3 protein-coding genes and 1 pseudogene are annotated in these 2627 nt (G+C 70.3%); all 4 read left to right on the top strand.

Annotated elements, in window-relative coordinates:
• Positions 1–350: pseudogene (locus AB0J09_RS61980) on the top strand (5,10-methylene tetrahydromethanopterin reductase); the annotation flags it as partial.
• A 246-nt stretch (positions 351–596) separates the two neighbouring features.
• Positions 597–1544, top strand: coding sequence for an ATP-binding cassette domain-containing protein (locus AB0J09_RS61975; protein WP_360713493.1), 948 nt, complete (start codon positions 597–599; stop codon positions 1542–1544).
• Positions 1541–2335, top strand: a complete 795-nt coding sequence (locus tag AB0J09_RS61970) for an ABC transporter permease (RefSeq protein WP_360713491.1) — start codon at positions 1541–1543, stop codon at positions 2333–2335. Before AB0J09_RS61975 ends, AB0J09_RS61970 begins: the two co-directional genes overlap by 4 nt.
• Before the next feature lie 12 nt (positions 2336–2347).
• A partial coding sequence (locus AB0J09_RS61965) for a MerR family transcriptional regulator (protein ID WP_360713489.1) occupies positions 2348–2627 on the top strand: 280 nt, incomplete at its 3' end.

Below are 2627 nucleotides of genomic sequence, written 5' to 3'. Positions count from 1 at the left end.
GGATCCCCGGCCACGCGGCCGACTGGCTCAGCGAACGCTACCGGGCCTCCCGGCCGATCATCGACGAGGCGGCGGCGTCCGTCGGCCGCGATCCGAACGAGATCCGCACGGTCTTCAACTTCCCCGGACGCATCACCGACCGGCCGCTGCCCGCCACCCGCGACCGCGACGGCCGCTGGCTCGGCGGCTCCGTCGACCAGTGGGTCGAGGAACTGACCGGAGCCGTGCTGGAGCACGGCGCGTCGGGCTTCACGTTTTTCTCCGCCGACCACGGCGCCCCGGACCTCACCGTCCTGGCCCGCTGGGCCCAGGAGATCGTCCCGTCCGTCCGCGAGGCGATCGCGAAGTAATGCGACATTGGCCGCATGCTGCTCCCCGGAGCGCACTGTTCTACGCGGCCACCGGCCGCTCCGGATGCTCCACTGCGGAGGTTGGGCAACCTCCGACGAAGGTGTATCTCGATCTTGATTATTGATCGGGTGGTCGGGGTCAGGCGGCCTTCGAAGGTGATGGCTAGGGCGCGGCCGCGGGTGTGCGGAGGTCATGTCGCCGCGACGGTTGACCCTGACGCAGGGTCAACCCCTCAGCATGTCGGCATGACCACGAAAACCAGTGCGATCGAGGTCGCCGGACTGCGCAAGTCGTACGGCGGCCACGAGGTGATCGCCGGAGTCGACCTGACCGTGCCCGAAGGCACCGTCTACGCCTTGCTCGGGCCCAACGGGGCAGGCAAGACGACCACAGTCCGGATCCTGTCCACGTTGCTCCCTGCGAACGCCGGGGAGGCTCGGGTCGCCGGGTACGACGTACGCCGCGAAGCCGACCAGGTGCGCGCGTCGATCGGAGTGACCGGACAGTTCTCCGCCGTGGACGAGTTGCTGACCGGGCGGGAGAATCTGCGGCTGATGGCCGACCTCGGCCACCTCGACCGGAGCCGCGCGAAGACCGTGGTCGAGCGACTGCTGGAGCGGTTCGACCTGGTCGATGCCGCCGACCGGCGCGCGGTGACGTACTCCGGCGGCATGAAGCGGCGGCTGGACCTGGCGATGACCCTGGTGCCCGGGCCGCGGCTGATCTTCCTCGACGAACCGACCACCGGCCTCGACCCGCGCAGTCGCCGTGACCTGTGGGGGATCGTGCGGGAGCTGGTGGCCGACGGGGTCACCGTCTTCCTCACCACCCAGTACCTCGAGGAGGCCGACCAGCTCGCCGACCGGATCGGTGTGCTCGACGGGGGCCGGCTGGTCGCCGAGGGCACCGCGGCCGAGCTGAAGCGGCTGGTCCCCGGCGGCCACGTCGAGCTCCAGGTCTCCGACAGCGAGCGGGTGGCCGAGCTGGCGCGCCGGCTGCCAGAAGCGAGCCCGGACGCCGAGGCGCTCACCGTGACCCTGCCGCACGACGGCAGCCTCACCGCGCTGCGACGGCTGCTGGACGAGATCGACGACGACGGCGCGGTCACCAGGCTCACCGTGCACACCCCGGACCTGGATGACGTGTTCCTGGCCCTCACCGGCCACCCCACCACCGAGGAGATGCCGGTATGAACACCGCGACGTACGCCGTCCGCGATTCGGCCACCATGCTGCGTCGCAACTTGAAGCGCATGGCCCGGTACCCGTCGATGACGCTGATGCTGGTCGGGCAGCCGCTGCTGTTCCTGCTGCTGTTCGTCTATGTCTTCGGCGGCACCATGGGCGCCGGTCTGCCGGGAGCCTCGGTGGGGGACCGCGGCGACTACCTGACGTTCATCACTCCCGGAATCTTGATGATGACGGTGGCAAGCGTGTCCATCGGCACCGCGGTCTTGGTCGCCACCGACATGACCAACGGGATCGTCGACCGGTTCCGGACCATGGCCATCGCCAAGGTCTCGGTGCTCACCGGCCACGTGCTCGGCGCGATGATCCAGACCGCGCTCGCGCTCGCGGTGGTCTTGGGGGTGGCGTTCCTGCTCGGCCTGGAGACCGCCGCCTCGGCGATGCAGTGGCTGGGCCTGGTCGGTCTGCTCGCGCTGCTGTCGTTCGCGATGACCTGGTTCACCGTGGCGCTGGGGCTGGCCAGCCCGGACCCGGAGACCGCGAGCAACCTGCCGATGATCTTCGTGCTGCTGCCGTTCGTGGGCAGCGGGTTCGTGCCGGTCGAGTCGATGCCGACCGGGCTGCGGTGGTTCGCCGAGCACCAGCCGTTCACGCCGATCATGGACGCCTTCCGCGGCCTGCTGGCCGGATCGCCGGGTGGTTCGGACGCGCTCTGGGCCATCGGCTGGTGCGTGGTGATCGGGTTGATCGGCTACCTCTGGTCGCGGCGCCTCTACCGGACCCGCGCCGCGAAATAGGAGACTGGTCCGATGCTGACCATCGGCGAGCTGGCGTCGTACGCCGGAGTGACGGTGCGCGCGGTGAGGCACTATCACGCCAAGGGGCTGCTGCCGGAGCCGGAGCGGGACCACTCCGGCTACCGGAGGTACGGCGCCGGCGCCGTGGTCGAGCTGATCAAGATCCGGACCCTCGCCGAGGCCGGGGTCCCGCTGGCGCGGGTGCGGGAGCTGCTGCAGGCCGACGAGGAGGAGTTCGCCGCGGCGGTCGCAGACATCGACAGGCGGCTGCGGGCGGAGATCCGGGAGCGGC

This window comes from Nonomuraea sp. NPDC049784 (assembly GCF_040659615.1).
GTDB lineage: Bacteria > Actinomycetota > Actinomycetes > Streptosporangiales > Streptosporangiaceae > Nonomuraea.
The sequence above is the reverse complement of the archived record's forward strand: the minus strand, read 5'-3'. Positions and strand labels throughout refer to the sequence as shown.